The sequence below is a fragment of the Gilliamella bombi genome (assembly GCF_900103255.1).
Taxonomy (GTDB): Bacteria; Pseudomonadota; Gammaproteobacteria; order Enterobacterales; family Orbaceae; genus Gilliamella; species Gilliamella bombi.
Map to the genome: position 1 here is coordinate 48,949 of NZ_FMWS01000042.1, position 22,853 is coordinate 71,801.

Annotated in this window: 16 protein-coding genes; 5 read left to right on the top strand and 11 right to left on the bottom strand. The window is 34.8% G+C overall.

What is annotated here, in order from left to right; translation table 11 throughout:
- Window positions 1-89: 89 nt before the first annotated feature.
- The 6 genes from sppA to pcnB all read right to left on the bottom strand — a co-directional run bounded on the left by sppA (window position 90) and on the right by pcnB (window position 8,765).
- The gene (sppA, locus tag B9N71_RS08660) at window positions 90-1,922 is read right to left on the bottom strand and encodes a signal peptide peptidase SppA (RefSeq protein ID WP_143422097.1); all 1,833 of its coding nucleotides are present in this window, start codon (window positions 1,920-1,922) and stop codon (window positions 90-92) included.
- A gap of 29 nt (window positions 1,923-1,951) precedes the next feature.
- Window positions 1,952-2,770: a bis(5'-nucleosyl)-tetraphosphatase (symmetrical) ApaH gene (apaH, locus tag B9N71_RS08665; protein ID WP_065590370.1), complete on the bottom strand. Its 819-nt coding sequence runs from the start codon at window positions 2,768-2,770 to the stop codon at window positions 1,952-1,954.
- Between the two features lie 5 nt (window positions 2,771-2,775).
- Window positions 2,776-3,573 (bottom strand): 16S rRNA (adenine(1518)-N(6)/adenine(1519)-N(6))-dimethyltransferase RsmA, encoded by a 798-nt coding sequence (gene rsmA / locus B9N71_RS08670; RefSeq protein ID WP_085165550.1) that lies wholly within the window; start codon window positions 3,571-3,573, stop codon window positions 2,776-2,778.
- Window positions 3,566-4,879 (bottom strand): peptidylprolyl isomerase SurA, encoded by a 1,314-nt coding sequence (surA, locus tag B9N71_RS08675; RefSeq protein ID WP_085165552.1) that lies wholly within the window; start codon window positions 4,877-4,879, stop codon window positions 3,566-3,568. Before surA ends, rsmA begins: the two co-directional genes overlap by 8 nt.
- A gap of 79 nt (window positions 4,880-4,958) precedes the next feature.
- Window positions 4,959-7,325 carry an LPS assembly protein LptD gene (gene lptD / locus B9N71_RS08680; RefSeq protein WP_085165554.1) on the bottom strand — a complete coding sequence of 789 codons (2,367 nt, stop codon included), beginning with the start codon at window positions 7,323-7,325 and terminating at the stop codon, window positions 4,959-4,961.
- A gap of 75 nt (window positions 7,326-7,400) precedes the next feature.
- A complete protein-coding gene (pcnB, locus tag B9N71_RS08685; protein ID WP_085165556.1) occupies window positions 7,401-8,765 on the bottom strand; it encodes a polynucleotide adenylyltransferase PcnB in 1,365 nt (454 codons plus the stop codon).
- A gap of 407 nt (window positions 8,766-9,172) precedes the next feature.
- Here pcnB and oxyR point away from each other — a divergent pair, with 407 nt between their 5' ends.
- Window positions 9,173-10,099 carry a DNA-binding transcriptional regulator OxyR gene (gene oxyR, locus B9N71_RS08690; RefSeq protein ID WP_085165558.1) on the top strand — a complete coding sequence of 309 codons (927 nt, stop codon included), beginning with the start codon at window positions 9,173-9,175 and terminating at the stop codon, window positions 10,097-10,099.
- A 41-nt stretch (window positions 10,100-10,140) separates the two neighbouring features.
- On the top strand, window positions 10,141-10,785 hold the full coding sequence (gene fabR / locus B9N71_RS08695) for an HTH-type transcriptional repressor FabR (protein WP_065626638.1): 645 nt from the start codon (window positions 10,141-10,143) through the stop codon (window positions 10,783-10,785).
- 441 nt (window positions 10,786-11,226) lie between these two features.
- On the opposite strand, the gene pntB is transcribed toward fabR, so the two are convergent.
- Both pntB and pntA read right to left on the bottom strand, forming a co-directional pair.
- Entirely contained in the window at window positions 11,227-12,618 is a 1,392-nt protein-coding gene (gene pntB / locus B9N71_RS08700) for a Re/Si-specific NAD(P)(+) transhydrogenase subunit beta (protein ID WP_065610230.1), read from the bottom strand.
- Window positions 12,619-12,633: 15 nt separating this feature from the next.
- Window positions 12,634-14,166, bottom strand: a complete 1,533-nt coding sequence (pntA, locus tag B9N71_RS08705) for a Re/Si-specific NAD(P)(+) transhydrogenase subunit alpha (protein ID WP_085165561.1) — start codon at window positions 14,164-14,166, stop codon at window positions 12,634-12,636.
- A 316-nt stretch (window positions 14,167-14,482) separates the two neighbouring features.
- On the opposite strand from pntA, the gene mukF reads away from it, so the two are divergent.
- The 3 genes from mukF to mukB are packed head-to-tail and all read left to right on the top strand — an operon-like array spanning window position 14,483 to window position 20,998.
- Window positions 14,483-15,805 (top strand): chromosome partition protein MukF, encoded by a 1,323-nt coding sequence (gene mukF, locus B9N71_RS08710; RefSeq protein ID WP_085165563.1) that lies wholly within the window; start codon window positions 14,483-14,485, stop codon window positions 15,803-15,805.
- Window positions 15,806-15,848: 43 nt separating this feature from the next.
- Window positions 15,849-16,577, top strand: a complete 729-nt coding sequence (gene mukE, locus B9N71_RS08715; protein ID WP_081299322.1) for a chromosome partition protein MukE — start codon at window positions 15,849-15,851, stop codon at window positions 16,575-16,577.
- A 2-nt stretch (window positions 16,578-16,579) separates the two neighbouring features.
- Window positions 16,580-20,998: a chromosome partition protein MukB gene (mukB, locus tag B9N71_RS08720; protein WP_085165565.1), complete on the top strand. Its 4,419-nt coding sequence runs from the start codon at window positions 16,580-16,582 to the stop codon at window positions 20,996-20,998.
- Window positions 20,999-21,166: 168 nt separating this feature from the next.
- On the opposite strand, the gene B9N71_RS08725 is transcribed toward mukB, so the two are convergent.
- The 3 genes from B9N71_RS08725 to B9N71_RS08735 form a co-directional block, all read right to left on the bottom strand.
- The gene (locus B9N71_RS08725; protein ID WP_085165567.1) at window positions 21,167-21,400 is read right to left on the bottom strand and encodes a Pathogenicity locus; all 234 of its coding nucleotides are present in this window, start codon (window positions 21,398-21,400) and stop codon (window positions 21,167-21,169) included.
- Between the two features lie 32 nt (window positions 21,401-21,432).
- The gene (locus tag B9N71_RS08730; RefSeq protein ID WP_065590310.1) at window positions 21,433-21,948 is read right to left on the bottom strand and encodes a ClbS/DfsB family four-helix bundle protein; all 516 of its coding nucleotides are present in this window, start codon (window positions 21,946-21,948) and stop codon (window positions 21,433-21,435) included.
- Between the two features lie 61 nt (window positions 21,949-22,009).
- Complete coding sequence (locus B9N71_RS08735; RefSeq protein WP_202983932.1) at window positions 22,010-22,351, bottom strand: chorismate mutase; 342 nt, start codon at window positions 22,349-22,351, stop codon at window positions 22,010-22,012.
- Window positions 22,352-22,853: the final 502 nt, after the last annotated feature.

A 22,853-nucleotide genomic window follows, 5' to 3' on the forward strand; every position in this document is an offset into this window, starting at 1 on the left:
ACAACTCACGTTTTTCCTCAAATTATAAATTAGAGTGAGAAAGAAATTATTATCTGCCACAACAGTGGCAGATAATAAGCAAAAGTATATTAACGAACATCAGCACAATTTAAGCAATAAATATAGCGATTTTGTGGATCATTAAACTTATTCCATAAAGAAACATGCTGTTGAAGTTGTTTTGCTGCAGGAAGTTGTTCAAAAAATATTTCTGCCGTTGATTTAGGTAACATGGCTATCATATCTGAATAAAATGCATTAAACCAATTTCCTTTTGGTTTTTGCCAGTCAATTTCATAATCAGTTAAATTAGCTAATGTTGCAGCTGTTTCAATCGCATCATCAAAGTCACCTAATTTATCAACAAGTCCAATCTTACTTGCTTCTGAACCTAACCAAACTTGTCCTTGTCCAATTTTATCGACTTGTTCGGTTGTCATATTTCGTGCTTTTGCTACTAACGAAATAAATGTTTGATAGCCATTATCAATATTTAATTGAATTAGTTGGTTCATTTCGGTTGGTAGATCTTGCGCAAAGTTATTACTTGCTAATGGAGAGGTAGTTACACCATCGCTATAAACACCAATATGAGATAAAGATTTTTCGAATGTTGGAATAATACCGAAGATACCAATAGAGCCAGTAATTGTATTTGGGCTTGCAACTATGTAATCCGATGCAGTTGATATCCAGTATCCACCCGATGCAGCCATTCCTCCCATAGAGATAACAACAGGAATCTGGTAATCACGTAATACTTCTAATTCACTACGAATTGCTTCTGACGCATCCACACTTCCTCCTGGGCTATTTACTCGCAATACTATTGCTTGTGTGTTATGTTTATTTAAGTTTATACGGATATTTCTCAATTGTTCAACAATGTCTCGACTACCAGCGATATTACTACTATTTTCACCATCGGTAATAGTGCCATTTACAAATACAACCGCAATTAGTGGTTTATTGCTTCCGTTATCGCTATCTAAATTTGTATCTTTTGACTTAAGTTGATAATCATAAATGCTGATTTGATGCTGCTTATTAAGCTCAGATTCAAATTGGTAATTAGATGCAATTTCATCGACCAATCCATTAGACATAGCATATTGAGCCATATTACCATTAGCCTCTTTTAAATTGGTCAACATAGCCTCTGGAGTTGGAACCAATTGAGTATCGGCCTTTTTCCGTTGTGTTGAAATGTCTTGAAGATAATTGTTCCACATAAGTGTTAACCAACGTGTCGTATTGCTTTTTGCTTCTTCTGACATGTCATCACGAATAAATGGTTCGATGGCTGACTTATAAGTTCCTACTCTAAAAACATGTGTGTTAATTTTTAAATTATCAAGCAAAGTTTTATAGTATAGATTGTTGGCCGCTAGACCATATACATTAACTGAGCCAAGTGGTGTTAAATATATTTTATCAGCATAGCTGGCTAAATAATATTGGCTTTGATTGAAGTTAGAACCATAAGCATAAATTGGTTTATTCGCCTTACTAAATTTGGTTAAATATTTACCAATATACTGTAGCGAACTCACATCAGCACCGACAAAATGATCTAATTTAAGAACCATACTTGTAATCTTTGGATCTGCTGTGGCTTGAGCTATTTTTTGAGTTAATTCAAATAAACTATTTTCACGAGAAGTGTTTACTTTCTTACCGTAGATTTTGCTTTGTAAAGCATAAATTTCATCACCGTATAATGTATTGTCAACAATTACTCCTTCAATATCCAACACCAATGCTCCATATTGTGGAATAATTTCTTTTTTTTGTGTTTCTTGGACTAATGCGATGACACTAAAGATTAAAATAATAATAATTAGAAATATTAGATTAAGAAATATTTCTCTTATTAAGTTAATCACTTTCCATATTGATTTAATGACAGATAAAGCAGACATAATAAATGATCCTTTCATAGATAGTTTATCTAATTTTTTACTTCAATATTTTTCTTTTTAAAGTATTTTTTATCTTCAAATCGTAAGCACGTTAATTTCCCCCCCCAACAACATCCTGTATCGAGTGCATAAACATTATCTGGTGTACCTTTTCCATTTAATGCAGCCCAGTGGCCAAAGGCAACTGCATACTCGTTTGGAATTTTGCTTGGTAATAAAAACCAAGGTTTAAGTTTCGAAGGTGCTTGCTCAGGTGATTTTTTGTAATAAAAATCTAATCGACCATCTTCATAACAAAAACGCATACGAGTTAATGCATTAGCAATATAACGCAATCTATCTAATCCTTGTAGTTCAGGAAACCATTCATCCGGAAAGTTGCCATACATTTTATCAAGGAATAGGATATAGGAATCACTAGATAACATAACATTCAGATCATGAGCACATTTTTTTAGTGTTTCGATATCCCATTGTGGTGAAATGCCAGCGTGGGTCATAATTAACTTTAATGATTCGTCAATTTGGACCAATGGCTGTCTACGTAGCCATTCCATTAATTCACCAAAATCTGGTGCACGAATAATTTCATCAAGATTATCCTTCTTTTTAGAAGGGGTAACATTGGCATAAATTGATAATAAATGTAGGTCATGATTACCTAATACCAATCGAATTTGGTTAGTATTATGTTTAACAAATCTTAGAACTTCTAATGATTTTGGACCTCTAGCAACTAGATCTCCTGTTAACCATAAAATATCCGATGATGAGAATTTTGCTTTTTCAAGTAAACGCATAAACTCATCATAACAACCATGAATATCACCAATAAGTAAGTTTGCCATTCCTGTTAACTCCATGAATTTGCAAGTTGACAGTATTGCTGTACTGTTAAGTTTTCGGCACGTAAATTAGGATCAATATTTAATTCAGTTAATTGTTCAACAGTAAACAAGTTACTTAAACTGTTACGGATAGTTTTACGTCGTTGGTTAAATGCCTCTGTAGTTACGCGAGAAAGTATTTTTATATCATTAACAAGATAAGGCTTTTCTTTATAAGGTATTAATTTAACAACAGCAGAGTCAACTTTTGGAGCAGGTTTAAATGATGTTGGTGGTACTTCAAGAACAGGAATAATCTGACAATAATATTGAGCCATAACGCTCAATCTACCATAATGTTTACTGTTAGGCGATGCAACTAATCGAGTTACCACTTCTTTTTGTAGCATAAAATGCATGTCAGTGATGATATTTGTATGTTCAAATAAATGAAACATTAACGGTGTCGAGATATTATAAGGTAAGTTACCAAATACTCTTAATGGTTTACCTAATTGAGCGGCTAACTGATTAAAGTCAAAGGTCAGGGCATCTTGTTCAATAACCGTTAATTTATTATTTAAAAATGGATTTTCAATTAATCTATTAGCTAGATCTCTATCTATCTCTATAACAGTCAAATTATCAATATGTTTACTGATAGGTATTGTTAATGCCGCAAGACCAGGACCGATTTCGACTAGTGCTTGATCTTTTTTAGGTTGTATAGCTGAAACAATACTTTCGATAATGTAATCATCATGTAAAAAATTTTGCCCGAATCTTTTACGGGCAAAATGCCCTTGGTGAACACGGTTATTCATGTTTATCTTCACCTGTAATTTTAATATAAGCGTCGCCTTTTATTTCTTGAATCCATACTTGGGCTTCTTCAGAAAATTTACGATTAAAAATGAGTCGATAAGCTTGATCTTTATTCATTGCATTTGTTCCATCAGCTTTTCTTTTATCAATTAATTGGATTAAGTGCCAACCGTAGGCTGATTTTATTGGTTGGCTAATTTCTCCTTTTTTTAACTGAATCAGAGCAGTCCTAAAGCTATTATCATAAATTTCAGGACGATTCCAACCTAAGTTGCCCCCTTTACTTGCCGAGCCTGTATCTTCAGAGTTAGCTTTAGCTGCTGCTTCAAAAGTTGTGGCTCCACTAGTAATTGATTTACGGATATCACTTAGCTTTTGTTTTGCAATTTGGTCGGTGACTAATACATTTGTTTTAATCAGTATATGGCGCGCATTTACCTCTTCAATTGTGAAGGTTCTTGGTGCTTCTGAACGAGTATCATCAACTTTTAGAATATGTAGACCAACCCCAGAACGGATAGGTCCAATAATACTACCTTTTGTAGCTCGTACTAATCGCTCTTCAAAGATAGTAGGTAATTCATTAAGTTTACGCCACCCCATACTACCACCTTTTAATGCAAAATCATCGTTTGAATATGAAGTGGCTAATTTAGCAAAACTTTCCCCTTTTTGAGCTCGATTAATGATATCTCGTGCTTTATTTGTTGCATTATCAATTTGTTGTTTTGATGCTTTTTCTGGAACAGAAATCAAAATATGGCTTATTTTTACATCAATATTATTGGTTGGTTGACGAGCAATATTTTTTGCTAAATTTTCTATTTCTTTTTCTGAAATTCTGACTCTTGATCTAACTTCATGCATTCGAGTCTTATCTATTAGCATATCATTGTGAATTCTTTCACGATAGGCACCATAACTTATTCTCATCATCGAAAGTCTACTTCTAAGTTGGTCGATGCTCATACCATTTTCTGCTGCAATTCTATTAATAGCATCAGTTACCTCGTCATCACTAACTGTAATTTTAGCTTTAGCTGCTTTTTGTAAAATTAAATTTTCAATAATTAAACGTTCAATAATTTGTTGTCTAAGTATTTTATCATTAGGTAGATTTTTAGGATCTGAGCTAGCTTTAATCGTTTTTAACATATCATTAACATCACTTTCTAAAATGACATTGTTATTAACAACCGCAGCAACTTGTTCTACAACTTTCGGAGCTGCATTAGCAGATAACGGAGTTATAATTCCTAAAGTTATGCTTAGATTTAATGCTATTAATAGTTTTAATAATTTCATATTCACTTAACTCATTTTGTTTTTCAGCATAGACAGCTAGTAATAAATTTATTGGTAATCTTATAGTTACAAAAATATTTTATTCAAATGCTGTATTATACGGTAGTTTACCGAAATTAAGCATTTTAGCTTTGGTATCTCGGTTGCTACCCAATCCTTTTAATTCGAAGTTAATCGATAGTTTATTTTCATATTTACTTTTGCGAGAAGTATTATCCCAGTCCGTCAATTTTCTACCATATTGTACTGTTGTTCCCCAACAACAATCACTATAATTCAATCCGATAGAACCATCTGTAGTTTGTTCTAATTTAACGTCATAATAATATGAACCAACAGCATTGAATGTTTGCGATAATGGCCAAGCGGTCATCATTCCTGCCTGTGAAATATCTTGTCTATAGCCTCTATAAAATGGATTCTTATCGACAGTATCAATATAGTTACGGTTTGCATATCGGTATGATAATTGGATTAACTTATCGCCAGTTGGCCGGTATTCAAATATTGCATTGGCTAATGATATTGTATCAATTCGAGTATCATACTGAACGCCACTTCTAAAGATTATATCATTACTTATACGCCAAAAGTTATCCGATGCCCAAGTAATACTGCCTGTATCGGAGTTTTCATCTAAATCATTATTGTGTTCACTCGTTTTTGATTTGGTGAAATAAGTAATTTGCCCAATAGATAAGTTAAATTTTTCAACCTTGTTATTATCATAAAATCGAGTTGTTACACCAGTTGATATTTTATTGGTTGAAGCAATCCTATCTAAACCACTATATGGTTGATCTCTAAATAGACCAATATAATCTGACTGTAATATAGTGGAATCATAGTCGCTAATATTAGATTGGTTTCGATAGGGAATATAGATATATTTTACTCGAGGCTCTAAGGTTTGCGTATAGCCATTAATAAATGGAACATCACGCTCGAAGATGACTTTACCATCAATGCTAAACTTAGGCAAAAAGCGATTTACCTTTTTATCTAAATATTTATATTGTTCAATATTTTTATTGATATTATCTTGATTATAATGAGTTGCCATAATCCCAGTTTCAGTGGTTAATAATGACCAAGAATTGGATAAAGTATAATTAAGCGTTGGTTCAAAATGTGCTCGCCATGCCTTAGGTTTACTTTTTCCAGACGTCAAGAAGCGAGATACTTGAGAGAATACTCTAAATTTGAATGGCCCCAAATCATTATTATAATAATTCATATCCAATTGTGGTTGAGTTTGATAAAGCGAGTTTTTTAATTCTGAATGGAATGGTTGAAAGTGTCGATAGCCTAACATAATATCCCAATTTTCATCATTATAAGCAATTTTATAATACTGCGTTAAATATCCTGCAGTTTGGGAGGCGTATTTAGAACTTAAGTTTGTAAGATACTGATTGTCACTAACTCGAGTTGTATCTGCATAAAAGCGCCAATTATAGTTAATTAATTCATCATTTTTCCAATGAAATAACCAACGGTGACGATTGTCGTCATAATTGTTACCATTAAAACGATTGTCTCTATCTTCATTATATTTAGTATCGTGTTGAAGCCAGTCAAATGCAAGTGTACCTAAACCTATTTCGTTTAAATAACGAAATTCTGTTTGCAATTGTAGACCTCGTTTTTCTAATACTCTTGGGGTAAAGGTTGCATCATAATTTGGTGCAATATTCCAATAAACAGGTATTGAAAAATCAATGCCATCGATACTGTCATAGCCGAAATTAGGCATTAATAATCCTGAACGGCGTTTATTACCAGTTGGTAATTGTAAATAAGGCGAGTATAGAACAGGCACTTTACCAATACTAAATACAGCGTTCCAGACCTCTAGAAATTGCTCCTCGTTGTCATGAATAACGGTCGTTCCTTTAATATCCCATGTGCTGTCATTAATAGGACAAGATGTAAAACTACCTTTTTTTAAAATAACATAACGATTTTTTTCAAGTTGCATTTTATCTGCATTACCGCGACCAAGCCTATTGACAAGATGATACTCACTTGGGATCATATCTGCATCATTGTTATTTAGATTCATTGATGCTTTATCGCCTTTCATTTTTATTAAATTATCTTGATAAGTAATATCACCTTCTAATGTTACTATTCTATTATTACTATCTTGAGTATCAATTGTTACTTTGTCTGCTTGAACCGTTCGGTTGCCTTGTTCTATTAATACTTCACCTTTATATATAGCAATATTAGGGTAGATTGCTTCAAGTTGATTAGCTTCAGCATTTACGGGTAAAGTATCTATATCTCCATTAACTAAAGGGCGATCAAACCTAGGAACGTCTATAAGGCATTGAGGATTATTGCTTACAACGGTTTTAGGTAAATCTAAAGCATAACTAGAGCTATTATACAAAAAAAGAGTAACGGCTATAGCAATAAGAGAAGGCGTTAAATTTTTCATCAATGATTATAAAGCTATTTTGATTATTTTAATTGCAGCATTATAGCGGTTATTTATAAAAGTGCGAATTAAAAATTAACGTTTCCCTATGCGTTTATTTATTTTATTAAGCTGTTTTACCATTGCTATTCTTTTTTCGGCTGAAGTATTTTGAAACTCATCCCACCACCTAGCTAACTGCAAGAGCTCTCCTTTTTCGATTGAGGCTCGCATTTCTAAAAGGTCATAAGCAGCTCTAAACTTAGGATGTTCTAAAATGGCAAACGCACGTTTACCATTCCGTTTTTTCATTCGTAGCTGTAAACGCCAAATATCACCCATTATGGTCGTTAAACGTCTAGGTATAGCAATACTTTTACATTGTTCACTTAGTACTTCGTTAATTGCCATCGAAAACGAATCATGAAATGGCAAACCACTTTCGATACACGTTGCTTGTGTTTGTTCAATTATTGGATACCAGAAAAAGGCTGCAAACAAAAATGCTGGATTAATTCGCTTATTGTTGGCAATGCGATAATCAGTATTTTTTAAAACTTGTTCGATGATTTTCTCTAAATAACTGTTTGGATTGTTAGCAAATAGATGCTCAATAACAGGAAATAGTTGTTCAAAAAGGCCATACTCTCTTAGTAACTTATAAGTTTTGTAACCATTCCCAGTTTGTAATAATTTAATGGACTCATCAAAAAGTCGTGCTGAAGGTACGTTTCTTAATAATGATGCAAGCTGTTTAATTGGCTTAGCAGTAGCTAGTTCAATTTTCATATTCAGTTTTGCGGCAAAACGGACTGTCCTTAGCATTCTAACAGGATCTTCTCGATAACGTGTTTGCGGATCACCAATTAATCGAATAATGCCTTTTTGTAAATCTTCTAATCCTCCGCAATAATCACGTAAAGTAAAATCATTTACATTATAGTAAAGTGCATTCATAGTGAAATCCCGACGGATAGCATCTTGCTCAATGGTTCCGTAGACATTATCACGTAATAGCATACCTGACTGCGAACGTTTAGATATATTGGTTTGTCCTTTTTGAGAATCGTGCTCACCGCGGAATGTTGCAACTTCAATAATTTCTTTCCCAAATATAATATGAGCAAGACGAAATCGTCTTCCTACTAAGCGACAGTTACGGAAAATTTTCTGAATTTGTTCTGGCGTAGCATTCGTTGTGATATCGAAATCCTTTGGTGTTTTACCTAAGATAAGATCTCTGATACATCCCCCGACTAGATAGGCTTCGTACCCTTGTTTATTTAATCGATAAAGGACTTTTAATGCGTTTTCACTAATCTCTTTACGAGATATATTATGTTCATTACGAGGAATGGACACATAGCTAGCTTTTTGTTCGTCTTCATTGTGAAAAAACTTTCGATAAAAGCGTGAAACTTGTTTAAAAATGGTGCACCTCAAAAAGTTTTTTTGCTTCATAATAATATAGCGCGCAATTATATAGTAATTGCTAATAAGTTTCCATTTTTCTTGGAATTGGTATTTTTTCGTTCAATAAAATTGTATTTTTTTAGATGACTTAAATATTCTATTTGATTTTTTTAAACATAATTATCAACAATAGTGTCTCGTATAGTAATATTAACAACATCTAATAAAAAAAATAAACTTTGTTTTACTCTAATTAGTGTATTTAATTAGCTAATTAAGATGGAATAAAACTGTACTCAGAACTTCTTTTTACTTATTTGTATCACAAAATATGATTTATAAACGCTTTATAATTTAATAAATTATAAAGCGCTTTTAATGTTATTTGTTATAACTATTACATAATAGAAGTTTTCTGAGTATATATCATTAACTGATAATTTATTGGGGACATTATGAACATTCGTGATTTGGAATATTTTGTTTCGTTAGCTGAATTTCGCCATTTCCGCAAAGCTGCTGATGCTTGCAATGTGAGTCAACCAACTCTCAGTGGTCAAATTAGAAAATTAGAAGATGAATTAGGCGTAATGTTATTAGAGCGCACAAGTCGCAAAGTACTATTTACTCAAACTGGTATGATGCTAGTTGAACAAGCCAAAGAGATTTTGCGTAATATCCAAATTTTAAAAGAAATGGCTAGCCGTCAAGGCGAAGAAATGTCTGGACCAATGCATATAGGATTGATCCCTACTATAGCACCTTATCTTTTACCTCATGTCATTACAGTTTTACATGACTTTTTTCCTCAGTTGGAACTTTACTTGCACGAAGCACAAACTGCCAATATTGTTGCTCAACTCGAAAGCGGCAAGCTTGATTGCGCAATCATTGCACAAGTCAAAGAAACAGCACAATTTATTGAACTACCTTTATTTGATGAACCTATGTTTTTAACTGTTCCTGCTACTGATGAATTAGCTAGTAAAAAGACAGTTAAACTTTCCAGCTTAAAAGGTAAAAAATTCTTAATGTTAGAAGATGGTCACTGTTTACGAGATCATGCAATGGGATACTGTTTTCAAGTTGGAGTTGATGAAGATAAACAATTTAAAGCTACTAGTCTTGAAACGCTTCGGAGTATGATTTCTGCTAGTCGCGGTATTACTTTATTTCCTGAACTTGCTATACCTAACGAGCGAATTCGTGATAATATTTGCTATATTCCTTGTACTGATCCTGTACCTGTACGCAGCATTGCTCTTATTTATCGTCCTGGTTCACCATTACGTTCCCGTTATGAAACAATAGCTAAAACAATCCGAGAGCATATGCCCAAAGTATTTGCTGAGAAAGAACGATTATTAAACAAATCAATTTAGAGATAGGTAGTAAATCGAAAATATTATAACTGAGCTATCAAATGAAAAATATCAAGACCGGTGGTGTTCGTGCTCAACAAAAAGAAAGAACTCGCCGTACTTTAATTGAAACAGCATTTAATCAACTTAATGCTGAGCAAGGTTTTACAAGTTTAAGTTTGCGAGAAGTAGCGCGTGAAGCTGGAATCGCTGCTACTTCATTTTATCGTCATTTTCGTGATATGGATGAGTTGGGTTTAGCCATGGTTGATGAAAGCGGTTTAACGCTTCGTCAATTATTGCGACAAGCACGTAAGCGTATTGAAAAAGGTGGTAGTGTATTACGGACATCGGTGACCACATTTATTGAATTTATTGATAAGAATCCGAAGGTCTTTTTATTACTTCTTCGTGAAAAAGCGGGGACGTCAGCCGCTTTTCGATCTGCTATTGCCCGTGAAATTCAACACTTTATTGTCGAACTTGTGGATTATCTTGATAATGCTAACCAGATGCCTCACCATTATAATGAAGCTCAAGCTGAAGCGATGGTCACTATTGCATTTAATGCTGGTGCAGAAGCGATTGATTTTGATTTGGTGCAGCGTGAAAAATTAATTGAAGATCTCATTTTTCAACTACGAATGGTATCTCGTGGAGCTTATTATCTATACCATAAAGAACAAATCAAAAAAGATAGTCATTAATCGTTATGCCTCATCTCAAAATCCTAATTTGGTCGTAATATTAAAGTTTCATGCTGTTTAGCAATTAATTATTTTCAATAAAAATATTTACTAGTTACTGATTATTACTATTTATTGTGTTGTTTGTTATTTATACTATAACATTAAAAAAAGAGAAACATTGTTGAATAGGAATTAATTTAATCATGAGGCGTAAACAACTCGGCATTTTCCTACACCTAATGCAATGCATTTTAATTTCATGCAAATTTGTAAATCAGGCGCTATAGATATCTTAGAGCAAAAGGAGAAGATATCATTTGTAAAGATGGTGAAAGTAGCACAAAGGCTGTGAAATAACGGATCAAATAATCGATTTTTTAGCTAAGGCGAATTTAAATTAAGTGCCTATTTTAGAAATATACTGCGACAGAAGCCGCAGTATATTGAATGAATTAATCATTAAAGGTTTTGTAGTACTTTTTCAACACTATCTTTAGCATCACCAAATAACATATAGCTATTTTCTTTAAAGAATAGTGGGTTTTGTACACCTGCATAACCAGTATTCATTGAGCGTTTAGAAATAACAACCGTTTTTGCTTTCCAAACTTCAAGAACAGGCATGCCTGCTATTGGGCTATTTGGATCTTCTTCTGCCGCTGGGTTGACTGTATCGTTAGCTCCAATTACCCAAACCACATCAGTATCAGGGAAGTCATCGTTGATTTCATCCATTTCTAATACAATATCATAAGGGACTTTTGCTTCGGCTAATAATACATTCATATGCCCAGGTAAACGTCCTGCTACTGGGTGAATACCAAAACGAACTTCTATACCCATACCACGTAGTCTTTCAGTAATATTACTTACTGCACCTTGAGCTTGAGCAACTGCCATACCATACCCAGGGACAATAATAACTGAGCGAGCTTCTTTTAAAGTTTGTGCAACTTCAGCTGGTTGCATTTCACGGTATTCACCTTGTTCTTCATCTGATGAACTAGCTGCGCTACCATCGCTACCGAAACCGCCAGCAATAACACTAATAAATGAGCGGTTCATCGCTTTACACATAATATATGAAAGAATTGCGCCTGATGAACCAACTAATGCGCCTGTTACAATTAATAGATCATTGCCTAACATAAAGCCTGCCGCTGCTGCTGCCCAACCTGAATAAGAATTTAGCATTGAAATAACAACAGGCATGTCAGCACCACCAATTGAAGCAACAAGATGGAAACCAAACACGAATGCAATAATTGCCATGATCAACAAACTAATTGTTGCACCAGCGCCACTTTTTACTTCAACAAAAGTAAACATTAAAATGATAGAAACAACAATTGCTGCTAGATTCCAATAATGTTTATTTGGAATTGATAATGGTTTTGAGCTAATGCGTCCATTTAATTTACCAAATGCGACAACAGAGCCGGAGAAGGTTACTGCGCCGATAAAGACACCAACAAAAATCTCTACTAAATGTACAGTTAACTCACCACCTTGAAAATTTTGAATGTGTGGATCTAAATAACTGTTTAAGCCAACTAGAACAGCAGCCATTCCAACAAAGCTATGAAGTAGTGCAACAAGCTCTGGCATTTGAGTCATTTCAACTTTTTTAGCCAAATATAAACCAATTACAGCACCAATAATCATTGCAATAACTATCCAGTGTAATCCGCCTTTAATACTTGCAACTGCTGCAATAAGTGCGATTACCATACCAATCATACCGTAAATATTACCAGATTTGGCAGATTCTTGGTTGGAAAGACCTCGTAAACTAAAGATAAAAAGTAATGCAGCAATAACATAGGCTGCTTGAATGATTCCATTACTCATAATGTATGCTCTCCTTTACTTGCCACGTTGGAACATTTTCAGCATTCTTTGAGTAACAAAGAATCCACCAAAAATATTAATACTAGCAATCAAAATAGCAACAAAAGCAATTGCCGTAGTTAAGCCATTATCATCACTGACTTGTAATATTGCTCCGACCAATATAATTCCAGAAATTGCATTAGTTACCGACATTAGTGGTGTATGCAAAGAATGTGTAACATTCCATACAACGTAGTAACCAACAACGCAAGATAATGCAAATACAGTAAAATGCCCTAAAAAGCTTTCAGGAACGGAGTTTGCAAGCCAGAAGAAAGCAATGAGAACTAAAGCTAAAATACCATATTTTTTGCGAGGATCCATTGGCTTTGGTTCTGGTTTAACAATTGGCTCTGCTGCTTTTTTCTGAGGTTGAGCAGATACTTGAATCGGTGGTGCTGGCCAAGTGATTTCTTTATCTTTAACCACAGTTACACCACGAATTACAACATCTTCAAAATTGATATCAATATTACCGCCTTTTTCTTTAGCAAGCAGTTTTAATAGGTTAACAATGTTAGTACCATAAAGCTGTGATGCTTGTGCTGGCATACGATTAGCTAAATCAGTATAACCTACAATTTTAACATTGTTATCTGTTTCGAAAATTTCACCTGGTTTAGTTAATTCACAGTTACCACCAGTTAGCGCAGCCAAATCAACAATAACACTACCCGGTTTCATTGATTCAACCATTTCTTTCGAAATGAGTTTTGGAGCTGGTTTACCTGGAATTAGTGCAGTTGTTATGATGATATCAACATCTTTAGCTTGTTCTGCAAACAGTGCCATTTCAGCTTCAATAAAGGCCGCTGACATCTGTTTAGCATAACCGTCACCAGAACCTGCTTCTTCTTCAAAATCTAACTCTAAAAAGTCAGCGCCCATGCTGTTAATTTGTTCGGCAACTTCAGGGCGAGTATCAAAAGCACGAACAATTGCACCCAAACTTACTGCAGCACCAATTGCTGCTAGGCCTGCAACACCTGCTCCAATAACTAATATTTTAGCTGGCGGTACTTTACCAGCAGCAGTAACTTGCCCTGTAAAGAATCGACCAAATTGATTTGCTGCTTCAATAACTGAACGATAACCAGCAATATTAGACATTGAGCTTAATGCATCTAGAGATTGTGCACGTGAAATACGTGGTACACAATCCATAGCCATTACAGTAATATTTTTGGTGGCTAATTTTTCTAATAGCTCTTTATGTTGAGCTGGATAAATATAGCTAATAAGGGTTGAACCCTCTTTCATTAAAGAAATTTCGTCATCGCTTGGCGCATGAAACTTCAAAATTAAATCATTTTGCCAAACATCTTGTGTGTTTTGAATTGTAGCCCCAGCATCAATAAAAGCTTGGTCTTCATAATGAGCAGCATGGCCAGCGCCTTGTTCTACGGAAACTGTAAAACCCAGTTTTAACAGTTGTCCAACAGTTAAAGGAGTCGCTGCAACTCTAGCTTCATTGGCTAACCGTTCTTTAGGTATACCGATATGCATTTCGTTACGTCCTTATGTTAGTTTATTGTATGTAAGTTGATTTTAGCATAAATAGGGTTCTGTGCGAGTAGTGAATCTATTTTTTATTCAAGAAATAAGATTTTTAAATTATTTGAGTAATATTTATTAATTAATATTATTATAAGGCTATATCGAAATAGCTATAATTTAAATAAAACAGTTTTAATGCTTTCATTGAATTCCATTACAAATTTACTCTATATTGTTATATAATTGGCGTTATTTTTGTGTCTACCTTGAAGTGTAAACTTTAAGGCATGATTCGATTTTGTTCTCCTTGAATTAAGGATTTTTTATGATTGATTTTTCCCAATCAGTGCCAGAACTGGTCTCTTGGGCAAAAAAGAATGATTTTTCGATCGCTTTGCCTGTGGAAAGGTTAGCTTTTTTATTAGCTATTGCCGTATTAAATAGCGAACGTTTTGACGGTGAAATGACGGAATCTGAATTAATTGATGCTTTTAGGCATGTTTCACAAATTTTCGAGCAGAGTGAAGACACTATTACATTGCGAGCCAATAATGCTATCAATGATTTGGTACGCCAACGCTTAATCACACGTTTTGCAAGTGAAATGACAGACGGTTTCTCGATTTATCGTTTAACTCCGTTAGGTATAGGTATTTCTGATTATTATATTCGCCAACGTGAATTCTCAACGCTGCGTTTATCCATTCAGTTATCTATTGTTGCGCAAGAGTTAAAACGAGCTGCAGATGCAGCCATCGAAGGTGGTGATGATTTACATTGGCATCGAAATGTCTTTGCTCCATTAAAATATTCAGTCGCTGAAATTTTTGATAGTATCGATATCACACAACGAGTGATGGATGAACAACAAGCTGATGTTAAACAAAATATTTCTGCCCTATTAAGTCAAGATTGGCAAGCAGCAATTAGCAGTTGTGAAGGGTTGCTGACTGAAACATCACAAACATTGCGGGAGTTACAAGATACTTTGGCTGCTGCAGGTGATAAATTACAAGCCAGTTTACTTTTAATACAAGATGCGACGCTTGATAATCCAGAACTCGATAAAATCAACAATGTAGTTATGGATCTCCAAGGTAAACTAGATCGCATTATTGGTTGGGGGCAAAAAGCGATTGACCTTTGGATCGGTTATGATCGCCATGTTCATAAATTTATTCGTACTGCTATTGATCTAGATAAAAATCGTGTGTTTTCACAACGCTTACGAAAATCGATTCAAGGATACTTTGATTTGCCTTGGTCACTCACTTTTGCTAATGCCGATCGCTTACTAGATATGCGTGATGAAGAATTGGCACTACATGATGCTGAAGTAACTGGGGAATTACCGTCGGAACTTGAATTTGAAATGATTGAAGAGATTCAAGAACATATTGTTGCTCATATTGAACAAAATTTAATGGTATTTAAGCAAGAAAATAAACCACTTGATATGGGCGCTACCATTCATAACTATTTGGCTCAGTTCCCACGCGAACAACATTTTGATATAGCGAGATTATTTATTGATCAGGCTATTCGTCTCGGTATTGCTGAAGATGATTGGCTTGGAATTCCTGCCGAATGGAAACCTATTAACGATTATGGAGCTAAGGTACAAGCACATGTCATCAACAGATACTAACGATTTCGAAACACAACAAACTGCACATCATCTAGATGAAGTTATGGGGCGCATAGTCGCTAGTTCTCAGGCTTCTATCGATAAATATATGCCCGTTAAGTTGGCCCAAGCAATTGCTAATCCGATCTTTCCAGAACTGGATAGTTTACTACGCTCTGGCCGTCATATTGGTATTGATGAACTTGATCATCATGCTTTTCTAATGGATTTCCAACTTGAGCTTGAACAATTTTATCAACGTTATAATGTTGAGCTAATCCGTGCGCCTGAAGGATTTTTCTATCTTCGTCCTCGCTCAACAACATTGATTCCTCGTTCAGTATTATCGGAACTTGATATGCTTGTTGGCAAAGTACTTTGTTATTTGTATTTGAGTCCCGAGAGATTAGCGCATGAGGGGATTTTTACCTTACAAGAATTGTTTGATGAACTGGTTTCATTAGCCGATGAGAGTAAGTTACTCAAATTAGTAAACCAACGTTCAACAGGTTCAGATTTAGATCGCCAAAAACTATTTGATAAAGTGAAAACAGCGTTAAATCGCCTACGCCGGCTAGGCATGATTTTTTTTATTGTTGGTAATGACAGTAGCCGTTTTCGCATTAACGAATCAATTTTCCGTTTTGGTGCGGATGTACGAAGTAGTGATGACGCACAAGAAGCGCAATTACGCCTAATTCGAGATGGCGAAGCAATTAAAATCGAATCAGCACTTATTTTAGATGATAATAATGAAGAACAAGATGAAGATGTTAATGAGGAGACTGAATAATCATGATTGGACACGGTAAATTTCACTCATTAACGCTAATTAACTGGAATGGTTTTTTTGCACGAACTTTTGAGCTTGACCAATTAGTTACGACATTATCTGGTGGTAATGGTGCTGGTAAATCAACTACCATGGCGGCATTTGTAACTGCATTAATACCTGACTTAACTTTATTACACTTTAGAAATACAACCGAAGCTGGAGCCACATCAGGCTCACGAGATAAAGGCTTGCATGGTAAATTAAAACCAGGCGTCTGTTATTCTATGCTGGACGTAATTAACTCACGGAATCAAAGAATTATTTGTGGTGTACGTTTGCAACAAGTAGCAGGGCGAGACAAAAAAGTCGATATCAAGCCTTTTTTATTGCAAGGATTATCTATCAGTGTAAGCCCAACAGAGTGGGTTACGGAGCGTTTAAATGATAAACAAGCGCGAATTTTATCGTTACCAGAGTTAAAAGATAAAGCCGAATCAATGGAAGGCATTATCTTTAAACAATTTAACTCAATTACTGATTATCATTCGGTTATGTTTGATTTTGGTATTTTACCAAAACGCTTACGCTCTCCATCCGATAGAAGTAAATATTACCGTTTGATTGAGGCCTCACTTTATGGTGGTATCTCAAGTGCTATTACTCGTTCCCTACGTGATTATTTATTACCAGAAAATAGTGGTGTGCGAAAAGCTTTCCAAGATATGGAAGCCGCATTACGCGAGAATCGGATGACGTTAGAAGCTATTCGAGTAACTCAATCAGATCGTGACTTATTTAAACACTTAATTACTGAGTCAACTAATTATGTGGCAGCTGATTATATGCGCCATAATAATGAACGCCGAGTCCATATAGAATCAGTACTTGGCCTGCGTCATGACATGTTTAAAACGCAAGATCTGCTTATAAGCAATCAATACCGCCAAGTTGAAATGGCAAAAGAACTTAAAGAATATCAAGATGCGCAAAATGATTTGGAAACCGATTTACAGGCTGCTAATGATCACCTCAATTTAGCGCAAACTGCATTACGTCAACAGGAAAAAATCGACCGTTATCAAGCAGATTTAGATGATTTAAACTTAAAGTTAGAAGAACAAAACGAAGTGGTACTTGAAGCGAATGAACAGTACCAAACCTATCGTGAGCAAGTAGAACAAACAGAACAAGAAGTTGACGAAATCAAGACTCAATTAGCTGATTATCAACAGGCTCTTGATGTTCAACAAACACGTGCAATTCAATACCAACAGGCCTTACAGGCGTTAAAAAATGCTCAGTCATTATGCCAGTTACCAAAATTAGGTATTAGTAATATTGAAAATCACTATGAATTGTTTGAAGAAAAGCAAAAAGAGATCACGGAACAAGTTCTTGAACTTGAGCAAAAATTAAGTGTATCTGATGCGGCAATTAATCAGTTTGACCGTGCTTATCAATTAGTGATTAAATTAGTCGGCGATGTTACCCGAAGTGACGCTTTTGCGGCAGCTAAAGAAGCATTAAGACAATGGCCATCACAATGTTACCAAGCAGAACAAGCCGAGCATTTACAGCTACAACTAGATGAGCTAGAACAACGATTTTTTGAACAAAAAGAAGCAGAATCGTTATTAACACAATTTTGTAAACGTATTGAACGCCAAGTTAATTACGATGAACTAGATGATTTAAAGCAAGAACTTGAATTGCAATTAGACGAAACAGCCGAACGAGCTAATGAATCTAGCGAAAAACGTATCGAATTTAGGCAAGAGCTTGAACAAATTCAATTAAAAATAGCTGATTATCGTCAAAAAGCTCCATTATGGTTGAAAGCACAAGATGCATTAATCGCTTTACAAGAACAAACTAGCGAACAGTTTAATAACAGTCAAGATGTCACTCAACATATGCAAAAACTGCTAGAAAAAGAGCGAATACTTGTTACTGAGCGAGACCAAATTAGTTTTAGACGCAACCAATTAGATGTTCAAATTGAGCAACTAAATCAACCTAGTGGTGTCGATGATGGACGTTTGTCTTCGTTAGCAGAACGATTTAATGGTGTATTACTTTCTGAAATTTATGAAGATGTAACAATTGATGATGCACCTTACTTTTCTGCATTATATGGTCCATCAAGACAAGCTATTGTTGTACCAGATTTATCATTAGTTAAACAGCAATTAGAAAACCTTACCGCAAGTGATGAAGATTACCCTGAAGATATCTATTTTATCGAAGGTGATCCTTCATCATTTGATGATAGTGTTTTTGATTGTGAGGAGATGAATAAAGCGGTACTTGTCAAAACGGGGGATCGTCAATGGCGATTCTCAAGCTTCCCTAAAGTACCACTATTTGGTCGTGCTGCTCGTGAGATTCACCTTGAAAAATTATCTGCCGAACGTGATGAATTACATGAACGCTATGCAACTATCTCATTTGATTTACAAAAATTACAACGAATTGAACAAAATGTTGGGCAATTTATTGGTCAACATTTAGGAGTTGCTTTTGATATCGATCCTGAAGCTGAAGCGCAAAAATTAACGACAAGACGCACTGAAATTGAACGACAATTATCGTCTCAGGAAAGTATTGATAAACAAAATCAGCAACAAGTTACTAATTGCAAAGAACAATTAGCAACCATAAATCGCTTGGTTGCGCAAATGCATTTATTGGCTGATGATGATCTGGCCGATAGGGTTGACGATTTACGTGAACAAGTTGCACAAGCACAAGAATCTGCGCAATATGTTAGCCGTAATCGTAATACAGTTTCTGAGCTTGAACCAATTTTAGCTGTTTTACAAAGTGATCCTGAACAAAATGAGGTTTTACGAGAACAATACAATACAGTTAAAGCACAACAACAGACTATCCGCCAACAAGTTTTTGCCTTAACTGAAGTAATGCAACGTCGTGCACACTTTAGCTATGAAGACTCGGCAGGTATGTTAAATGAAAATAGTGATTTAAATGAAAAATTACGTTCTCGATTAGAAGTCGTCGAAACTCAAAGAACAGAAGCTCGCAGTCAGATGCAACAGTATCAAGACAAATACAATCAATATAACCAAACGCTAGCTTCGCTTAAAAGTGCATTTGAAACTAAGCGAGATATGTTGCATGAGCTACAAAAAGAAATTGAACAAATTGGGGTAAAAGCCGATGCGATCACTGAAGAACGTGCTCGATTACGTCGTGATGAAATCCATCAAAAATTAAATAATAATCGTCAACATTGTACATCGCTTGAAAAGCAACTCATTATGTGCGAAAGCGAAATGACACAATTGCAAAAACGACTAACTCAAACATTGCGAGATTATAAGCAACTACGCGAACAGGTAGTGCAAGCCAAAGCGGGTTGGTGTTTAGTCTTAAGGCTTGTTAAAGAAAATAGTGTGGAACGGCGTTTACATCGACGTGAACTTGCTTATTTAAGTGCTGATGAATTGCGCTCAATGTCAGATAAAGCATTAGGTTCCTTACGTTTAGCTGTTAATGACAATGAACATTTACGGGATGTATTAAGACTATCAGAAGATCCAAAACGCCCAGAACGTAAAATCCAATTCTATATCGCTGTTTACGCACATTTGCGTGAACGAATTCGCCAAGATATTGTTAAAACTGACGATCCAATTGAAGCCATTGAACAGATGGAAATTGAATTGTCACGCTTAACAGAAGAACTCACTTCGCGTGAACAGCAACTGGCAATTAGCTCGAAGAGTGTATCGAATATTATTCGTAAAACCATACAGCGCGAACAAAATCGTATTCGTATGCTTAACCAAGGATTACAAGCAGTGGCATTTGGTCAAGTGAATGGCGTGCGTTTAAATGTCAATGTTCGCGAAGCTCATTCAACTCTTTTAGCTGCACTTGCCGATGAGCAAAATGAACATCAAGATCTATTTAGTAATAATCGTATTACCTTCTCAGAAGCGTTAGCTAAACTCTATCAACGTTTAAATCCACATATTGATATGGGACAACGAACTGCTCAAAATATTGGTGAAGAACTGCTAGATTATCGAAATTATCTTGAAATGGATGTTGAGGTGAATCGAGGTGCAGATGGTTGGTTACGTGCTGAAAGCGGTGCATTATCGACGGGTGAGGCAATTGGTACAGGTATGTCAATTTTACTTATGGTGATTCAAAGTTGGGAAGAAGAATCCAAGCGACTTCGGAATAAAGATATTTTGCCATGTCGTCTACTATTCTTAGATGAAGCAGCTCGACTAGATGCCAAATCAATTGCAACACTATTTGAACTTTGTGAACGATTAGAAATGCAATTAATCATTGCTGCTCCAGAAAACATCAGTCCTGAAAAAGGAACAACCTATAAACTCGTACGTAAAGTTATCAATAACCAAGAACATGTGCATGTAGTTGGTTTGAAAGGCTTTGCTTAATTCGTGCTTTGCCGACATTGTCGGCAAAACTTTACAGTTTTTGTAAAAAAGTTTCAGGTAACTATACGTTTCAGTATAAATATCTTAAAAATAGATTAAAAATCAAAAAATTGACTATCATTATTCAATTGAAAAGTTGGATGTACTCGCTGCTCATAAAAAGGGATATTACGTATTGTTGACTAAACTCAAAATATTACTTATTGCCGTTCTTGCTTGATGACTGTTTTTCCAACAAGTTGAACCTGTTAATAATGCACCTTCGTTAAGGATTTCATCTAAACTAGCATTACGCAATTTATCGAAAGAATCGAACTTCATATCTTCAAGCCTTTCAATAATTTTGGTACCCACGAATTTAAGCTCCATCAACTGCTGTCGTTCTGTTTCTGTAAAGGCCATATTATTCTCCTTACATTATATTGAATATAATTTTAAACTGATGCATTTAGCTTTTTCCACTTTCTTATTTTTGCTCTAAACGATTTAAAAGGCGCCACAGAATTGATATGGATAAATCGAGCAACAGTCCAAGATTCAGGATAAGGTTTAGTCCAATTACGGCTATCTTTTATAAACAAAGTGTCTTCGTTCAAAGATTGAATCCAATCATTCCAAATGGTGATTTGCTGATTAAATGCTTGAATTAATGCCTGTAATGATAGGTATTGATATGTTTTATAAAATTGCCGATACAAATTACCCAATTGATTCCATTTGTATCCAGGGGCCGGTAATTCAGGTGTTTGACCAGCAAGCTCATCATCATCCCAAGATTTCACCAAATTAAGCCAACCTAGTTGATAAGCAATCATTTGTGCTGGAGTACGATCAACACCCTCCACTAAGGTGTCTTTTTGTGATTCAGACAAAACTGTAAACTCATCAATAAACAACTTGGCCGTTTTGTTTATTTCATCTAATAACTGCTGTTTAGTTGCATAAGCCATGTCACCTACTTCTTATGAGATCATTCATATCTTTAAAGATAACATAAAATCAATATCTTATCTAAATATTTTTAATGAAATCTCTGTTTTTATTTTCTTTGTTTTTGAAATATTTCAATTCTTCATCGATAAAATATCGTACTAGATTTGCATATAGATCTTTGATGATTTCGCCATTAAGTCCTAATTCATTCGACCATTGTTTTCGTTGCTCTAGCATACTGTCAAAACGTTCTTTGGCTTGTACGTCAGTGGTATTTTTCTTGAACTTACTGGCAGCTTTGACGTATTCAAAGCGTGTAGCAAGCAATTTAATTATGGAATGGTCAATCTGATCTATTTCGGCACGAATGTGGTTCATATTCTCACATTTGTTTGGCGCTTGGGTAGGTTTATAAGTCACGATTTTATACCTTTTGTTTATTTAACTTTTTATATCCTATCACTATTAGATTATGCACAAAAGTATCACTTAGTAGATGTCATCGTTGCACTATATTTATATATACAAAATTGATTGTGCACTTTTAATAGAATTGAGTTTAATATTTGGAAATATTCAATAATTAATTGATTTTTTTTATTTATTAAATCAATTTTGTTTTTCATTGATAACCACTGAATAACACAATAATATAACTAAAAATTTTGGTCATGCATCTGCTAACAAATACTTCGAGAATTTTATATACTTTAAGTGGGTTTTAAAGAATCTTGCAGAATATTGATTGGTGGGCCAAGGGAAACAGAATCATATAGATAAACACACTGAAAATACTGGAAGATTAACTTTTAAAAATCGAATCGTATACCTAAACGTATACCTAAAACAAAAAGTGACCCCCAATATTAGGTATTTTAATCTAGCCACATTGAAAGGTTAAAAAAATTGGTTTTAGAATTTT